We start from the raw sequence: 7,446 nt of genomic DNA, 5'->3' as shown, positions 1-7,446 counted from the left end.
CCCGCTTCCGCAACGGGCCGGGACGCTGCGGTAGAGGGGGCCTCCGCGCCCCGGCCCGTTGCAACACCGTCCCTCACGGGACATTCAAAGGCACAGGAGACGCCAGGATTCTCAAGTTAAGCGTGGTCCGAAGAAACAGGGCAGGTCACATCCTCTTCCTTGTCGGCCAGCCCAAAGCGATTCTTATAGAAATAGAAACTGGATGTTGCGAGTGGAGGTCAAGATACCCCACCTTCGAGGATAGTCAGCCTCCGATCCGAGTCCGGCGGTAGCACCAGATAGCGATCGTCCATTCTTCCGGTACGCTTGATAGCTCCTTCGATTTCGCTCTGCATGCAGCCGCCTTCCACCATCAGCAGGGGTTCGAGATGACGTCTGTGCCGACAAAAGTGCAAGCTGGAGGCCGATTCCCGTTTATCCGTCGCCAACTGCGGCCTCCTCCCGAAGTTCGCCAAATCGCCGTCCGGTTTGCGTGAATCTGATCAACCTCCCGCGCCTAATCCGTCATGGTACTTCGGAAGCTGCTAGGACGCTCAGGCTGGCTCTCGCTCATCCAGATCGCAGACCATGCCTTGCCGATCGTCACGTTTCCAATCCTGACCAGAGCTCTGGGCATCGAATACTACGGTGACTACGCTATTATTGCCGGGATCTGTTCGTATTTTGCTTTGTTTACTATTGCGTCAGCGTATGTGACGGGTCCCAAGATTGTCGCGGAAGTCAGAAACGACAAGCAAAAGCTGGATCTCGGCGTTTCTCATATTATTTTTTTCCAGCTCGCCACATTTGTGATTGTGTCGCTTCTGTTTATTCCGGCTTTTATGCTGGTGCCGATGCTCTCAAAGCATCCCGCCGTTAGCATTCTTGTTTTCCTTCAGCTTAATGTTGTCGGACTTGCCCCGACGTGGTTTTTTCTGGGCATGGAGCGCACCAAGCTGCTTGGCGTATCTCAACTGCTTGTTCGATCGGCCGGGGCTGGTGCAATTCTCATTCTGGTTCGGACGCGGTCTGATCTGATTACGTATGCAATTATAAACCTGGCGGTTGCGTCGACGAGTTTGGCGCTGCTGTTCGCTATGCTGCTTAGGTCTGGCATACGATTTTCCTACCCGGGCCTCCGAATGCTCCGCGCCTCTGCATACTCGAATGCAGGGATCATGTTGTCCGAGTTCTGCATGATCCTGTATTCGGGTGCTGGCGCGGTCATCGTCGGCGCGCTGTCGGGATCTGCCTCCGCCGGCGCGTTCGCCTTTGTAGACCGGATCCTGCAGGCGGCGCGCGGCCTTTTCGTTCCGGTTTATAATTCCGCCTTTCCCGTCCTTTGCCGATATTCCGCCGATGAACCCGAGAAAGAATTGAAGCTGCGGCGGATCTTGCTGCTGCTCCTGCTCGTGACCGGGGTTGCGCTCTCGTGCGCACTGTTTGCGCTGGCGGGCGATCTGGCTCTCCTCTTCGGAGGCAGAGAATTCGCCAACATCGAGACACTCTTGCGGTTGGTATGGCTTGTCCCGCTCCTCTCGGTCTGTTCCTCTTTTTTTGGCCTGTCGTCACTCGTCGTCTTCGGCTTCTTCACGCAATTCAGTCAGGTTCGGATCGTTGGATCTCTGCTTGGGGTGGCGTGCCTATATGCTGGAACCGTTCTCGCGGGGCTAGACGGAGTCTTCGTGGCTGTCTCTCTCGTGGAGGCGATATCTGCCATAGGATTCATTGCCGCCTTGATCGGCAAGAAGTCGTTCCTGCGAGCTATCGGGACGCGACCATGAGAGGCCCGCTCGCATGGCCGCGAACGGAACAGCGAGCAAGAGCGCTGGCCGCCGCGAGGCGCTCAGCGGGCCCGAGCGGCTTGGCGCCGCATTCAATGGCCGTAGTTTGCGCAAATTGCTTGTTGCGGTGTCCCGGTGTATCAATTTCGTCGTGTTCGGGTTGCTAGGCTAGAGGCGAGAGGGGCTTAACTAATCGCTTCAAGTGGAGAACGCCGTGCCACACTCATCCGAAGAACGTCGGCATTTGGGCGGATTGCTGGTCGATAGACTGCTCTACTGGACAGTGACCAAGATCCGCGGCAGGGCGCTTAAAAAGGGGCGTATCCAGCACCTGTTTGTCCCGATGGACGACACGTTGGGAATGAGGGTCATTGCCACGGGAGAATACGAGTCGACCCATGTCGCCACTATTCAGACATTGATTAACTCTTCTCGCCAACTCCTGGGCTTCAAGATCGACACCGACGCTGTTTGCGTGGACGTTGGTGCCAACATTGGGCTGTACTCGATCTTCTTCAGCGGACTTTTTAATCACGTTCTCGCGTTGGAAGCCAACCCGGTCACAGCAAAGGTCTTGGAGGCGAATATAGCCGTTGCCGGACGGCATAACGTATCGTGCATCTGCCGAGGCGTATCTGATACCTCAGGCGAAGTCGTCTTGCACGTCCCCAACAATGGGAACTTTGGATGGGCGACGCTCGAGCGAAACCAATCTTTGCCCGACTCCAACAAGATCGTTGTCCAAACTGCTACCTTGGACGACATTCTCGCCTCGTGTGAATTTTCTGAGGAGCCAGTCGCGTTCATTAAGATCGATGTCGAAGGTCACGAGTTGTCAGTGCTCCGCGGCTCGTCACGCACTCTTCAGCGATGGGATCCGATTGTCATATTCGAGATGACTGGCAGCGCTTTGGGGCGCGAGTGCATGGCCTTCCTCCGATCTCTTGGCTACGCAAGTTTCTACAGGTTTCGTCGCGACCTGAACGGTGCGGCAGCAAGCTGGCGAGAAACCGCTGGGAATCTGGTCCGCGGGCTGCCTGTCCGGCTGGAGCCACTCGAGGACCCAAGACCCGGGCACGAAACACTTGTGTTGGCCGCGAAGGATCCGGCGCGCGCGCCCGTTACGCCGAGGGAGAAGGTATAGCAGGCCAATCGTCATAGTGGTCTAGGCGATAACCTGGCCAAACTGGCCCTTCTCGAATCTGCGAGACGGGCGTCGACCCCCGACGAAGCAGGCTGGGCCGACACGAATCAGATGGCAAGACAGGTGGATACTCGAACCATGAACCCGCGTTGCTGCCCTCCGATTGGATCAGCCCCGCTCGCCGCGGCGATTTCTCCTCGCGGACACTAAACAGCTTCTCTCTTGGCGCAGGTCGATGTTGGTGGCCGGCAACTCAGCAATGAGGTGACCACATGAAGCGGCGCAATATCCTCGAGGTCATCTGCAGCAGCGCCATCGCATGGCCTCAAATCAGCGATGCCCAGCAGACTCGGGCGCCATCCGCACCGACCGTACCTGCCCAAGTACCCGCGGCCGTCCCGCTGCTCGCTTCCTTTCTACCCGGGGTTAATCTGGCAGTCGGCGAGTTCAACGAAGAGACGAAAAACGGGGGCACGCTGTGGACCGACTATGGCTACCCGGATGCAGCTGAGATCGACTACTACGCCGGCAAAGGGTTCAGGTTGGTCCGCATCCCGTTTCTTGCGAAGCGAGTGCTGTCGGCAAATCACAAGCCGACTGCCGATATGGATGCCTTGTCAAAGCTGATCGACCACGCCAACCACAGGCGCATGGCCGTCGTGCTGGACATGCACGATTATGGGATGTCGCGATCGGGAAAGTTGATCGGCCGAGATGCCGGCGCAACGCGCGAATTTGCCGCCTGCTGGGCAGCGATCGCGGCGCGGATCAAGGACAAGCGCAACGTGACGTTGGGCTTGATGAACGAGCCGCATGACCAGACCGCGAGTGAATGGCTGAGCGGCGCAAACGCCGCCATCAGGGCAATTCGGTCGGCTGGGGCTGGCCAGTTGCTGCTGGTGCCAGGCTCATACTGGGACGGCGCCTGGAAATGGACCGAGGAGGACAACCATACGGTCATGCTCGGCGTGATCGACCCGCTTGGCAACTACGCATATGAGGCGCATCAGTATTTCGATGCCGACGGATCTGGCAACCCGGAGAATCCGGTGATCGCTGGATCAGGAACATCGCGTCCGAAACCTTTCACGGAGTGGCTGCGCGCCAACGGCAAAAAGGGCTTTATCGGCGAATTCGGCTTCACCTCCTCGCCAGCGTACCTCGCCGAAGCCGATGCCTTTCTCAAGCATCTTGCCGAGAATCGAGACGTCTATATCGGGTTCGCCGTGTGGGCCGGCGGCCCGTGGTGGGGCGATTATCCGTTCTCGGTCAGGCCAGACTTGGCGGCCGTGCCGGTCGTCGACAAGCCGCAGATGAGAGTATTGGCCAAGTATCTTGGCTGACCATACGGAGATTCGATCGCGTAGCAAGCGCTGAACTTCCCACGCCAGCGAGCGGCGCAACCAGCCGGCGCGGGCGGCGGCCGGTGCACGGCCGAGGCTAGCCTGACACCGATCCGAACTCTTAGACACGCGCAGTTGAACGACGTCCCCGCAGTACAAGGATCACAGATTTTGCCCAATCCAAGGATTCGCGGAAAGATATCCCGCCAGGCGTGGCCGAACATCGCTGCGCGCTTTCAGAATGGCGAGACGATTTCCGGGATAGCACGCAGCTATCGTTGCACCGCGCCCGCCATCCGTTACATTCTCAAGCGCATATCCCTTTGCTCAGACAACTCGGACAGCAAAGAGGTCGTTAGCGACAAGCCGGCTAGGCTTACACGGTCGGTAGAGAATGGTCGGCGCTCAGCGGACGTGCAAGGCTCCGGAAGTCGCTTCCACATCTCCGAAACCCGCGACAGTTCCTTGCGGACCGGACCGGCGAGGGACATTTGGAGCCGGATCGCCACGGAAGTCACGACATTCCTCGCTGACATGGGCTCGCTCTCTTCGGGTGACAGCGACGACAACTACGAAGTCCTGCTGGTTGCAACCGATCGGCTGTTGGGGGCTACCGCCCGCACACGGGTGGAGTTGGAGCGGATTCTCAACAACCGGGAAGCTGAGGCGGCGGCGGCGAGTCGCGTTCCGAGGGCGCGGGCAGGCTAGTAGGCGTTGTCTCCGTGGGCAACGACGGGAAGGGTCATCAGGAGAACCTTGATGTCCAGGAGAAGCGACCAGTTCTCGATATAATAGATATCGTGCTCGAGCCGGCGGCGCATTTGCTCCGTTGTCTCTGTCGCGCCCCGCCAGCCGTTGACCTGGGCCCAGCCAGTGATGCCTGGCTTCATTCGGTGCCGGGCCAGATAGCCGTTGATGAGGGCGGCGTATTTCTCATTGTGCGCCGTGGCGTGCGGCCGCGGTCCGACGAGGGACATGTCGCCACGCAGCACATTGAACAGCTGGGGCAGCTCGTCGAGGCTGGCGCGACGAATGATGGCCCCAACGCGGGTCACGCGAGGGTCGTTACGCCTCGCCTGGGGAACGGCGGGGTCGGGATTTGAATCGTGGTGCATGCTACGGAATTTGTAGACAACAATGCGATTGTTGTTGAAACCATAGCGCTCTTGGCGAAAGAGAACCGGCCCGCGGCTGTCGATCATGACCAAGAGCGCAATGAGCAGAAGGATGGGCGCCAGGAACAGCAGCAGCAACAGCACAAGCACGACGTCTTCGGCACGCTTGACCGGCGCTCCCCAGCCGGACAGCGGCCGCCGTTGTACCGTGAGTGTGGGAATCCCGGCCACCAGGCTGAAGCCTGTCGGAGGGAAGTCGATTCCGGAGATTCCAGGATCGATGCTGACCGCGACCTGATATGCGGCAAACTTCGCTATGGCACGATTCAGCGCGGCGTGAGAGCTCCAAGGCAATGCCAGGATGACTTCATCGACATTTCCACTGCTGGCTAGCGCTGCGAGTGCGTCGTCGTCCCCGGTAACATCGCCAGGCGCCATCGAGATGTCCCCATCGATGAACACCCCAATAACGTTCGCTTCGTCGCTGTGTGCTTTCAGTAGTTGAGCAAGCTTGATCGCCTGCGCACCTGTGCCGAAGACCGCAACACGTCGCGTCAATCGGCCCTGCCTGCGCCAACGCGAGATCTGCAGCGCTACCACGCTCCGCGCGGTGACTAAGAACAGCCACGAAGTCAGAAACCACAGGCTTGCCCAAGTGCTCAGAAAGTGCTCGGAACGATCCACGGCGTAGCTAATCGCAGCGAGGCTGACAAAGGCGGCAGCCCAGGCGACCGAAACCTTTGCCAGCTGGACCATCAACCGCGCCGCGCTGCGAGGCTCGTAGGCCTTTGTCAGGTGCACGTAATTCAATGTCGCCGTCGCGCCCAGGACGACGCCGAGGGAATGGGACAACGGCTCAGGCTCATGCGCCGAAGAGAGCATATCGAGCAGAAATCCTATCGCCGCTATGCCAAGCCAGTCCGATACCCTCAGTATGCCGGGTAACCGTGTCTGCAGGTCGGCGCCCGAACTGCCTCGCGACAGGCGCGTTGGCTGCAAGCGATGGAAAATCCCCCGCGAAGCGATCACTCCGATATGGCCACTTGGCAGGGAAGACATCGACTCCGCCCTCTGGGCGCGTCGTCGGGGGACGACGACGGGCCTGCTCTGGAAGAGGATCGATTTCTTTTGTTTTCTTTTCTTATTGCAAAGAAAATGGAAACGCAACCCCTTTGACCGAGGCCAGTACCCGGCCGGCGGACTTGGTTCATTCGGAAGGGTTGTTGTGCCGGTCGATGGAAGGCGCGGTAGCGCAGCCGGCACGAGGCTCAGCTCGTCCCGCCCACTCGCCGAGCATCATCATCGGGGCGCCACACGGCGATTGACGCCGTGCACGAGAGGCCGCCAAATGATAAGATGGCCATGGTGGTCACAGATTTGACACGCTCATTGATGCAAAGCTCAATTTGCAACTGAACCCCGAGTACTATCGCCCTTGCCCAACACAAGAATCCGCGGAAAGATACCTCACAGCGAGTGGCCGAAGATCGCGCTGCGGTTTCAGAAAGGCGAAACGCTGGCCAAGTTGGCGCGTAGTTACGGCTGTACCGCACCTGCCATCCGCTACATAGTTGCGCGGATTTCGGCAAGGGACGCCAAGCTCAAGATGGGTCGCGACAAGTCGGAGATGGGCACTCTGCTTGCGTCGCCGGTGGGGAACCGCCGTACAACGCGGATCGGGGGGAAGGAAGATCCTCCTGATGTGGTCCGAGGTGGTTTGTCGTCGGTTTCCCCGACGCGGGACATCTGGGGCCGCATCAACAGCGATATGGCGATGTTCCTGGCCGCAATGGATTCGCTTTCCTCCGACGACAGCGTGAGCAATTACGAGGCGTTGCTGGCTGCAACCGATCGGCTGCTATGGGCGACCGCGCGCACACGCCTGGAGATCGAGCGCATCCTCGACAACCGAAAGCAGACCCCTATCCGTCGAACCTCGGGTTGATCGCACCGGCAATGGGCCGGCAGCCGCGCCGTCGCTAGCTGGCCGGCTGCCTCCAACTTGTCATCGAAAATCTGCAAGCGTCTCTTTTCTATTCAATTTTCTTTTCTTACTATGCTCGTCCCGCAAGCTGGCAGGA

At 59.2% G+C, this 7,446-nt stretch carries 5 protein-coding genes; 4 read left to right on the top strand and 1 reads right to left on the bottom strand.

The window, feature by feature from the left end:
- The first annotated feature begins 506 nt into the window (after positions 1-506).
- The 3 genes from J0J01_RS26765 to J0J01_RS26755 all read left to right on the top strand — a co-directional run bounded on the left by J0J01_RS26765 (position 507) and on the right by J0J01_RS26755 (position 4,250).
- Entirely contained in the window at positions 507-1,763 is a 1,257-nt protein-coding gene (locus J0J01_RS26765) for an oligosaccharide flippase family protein (RefSeq protein ID WP_296386366.1), read from the top strand.
- Positions 1,764-2,046: 283 nt separating this feature from the next.
- Positions 2,047-2,907, top strand: a complete 861-nt coding sequence (locus J0J01_RS26760) for an FkbM family methyltransferase (RefSeq protein WP_296386365.1) — start codon at positions 2,047-2,049, stop codon at positions 2,905-2,907.
- A 272-nt stretch (positions 2,908-3,179) separates the two neighbouring features.
- Entirely contained in the window at positions 3,180-4,250 is a 1,071-nt protein-coding gene (locus J0J01_RS26755; protein ID WP_296386363.1) for a glycoside hydrolase family 5 protein, read from the top strand.
- A 704-nt stretch (positions 4,251-4,954) separates the two neighbouring features.
- Here J0J01_RS26755 and J0J01_RS26750 read toward each other — a convergent pair.
- On the bottom strand, positions 4,955-6,424 hold the full coding sequence (locus J0J01_RS26750) for an undecaprenyl-phosphate glucose phosphotransferase (RefSeq protein ID WP_296386361.1): 1,470 nt from the start codon (positions 6,422-6,424) through the stop codon (positions 4,955-4,957).
- A 376-nt stretch (positions 6,425-6,800) separates the two neighbouring features.
- Here J0J01_RS26750 and J0J01_RS26745 point away from each other — a divergent pair, with 376 nt between their 5' ends.
- Entirely contained in the window at positions 6,801-7,310 is a 510-nt protein-coding gene (locus tag J0J01_RS26745) for a hypothetical protein (protein ID WP_296386358.1), read from the top strand.
- Positions 7,311-7,446: the final 136 nt, after the last annotated feature.

Source organism: Reyranella sp. (assembly GCF_017305915.1).
Classification (GTDB): Bacteria; Pseudomonadota; Alphaproteobacteria; order Reyranellales; family Reyranellaceae; genus Reyranella.
This window is presented reverse-complemented; position numbering and strand designations above follow the sequence as displayed.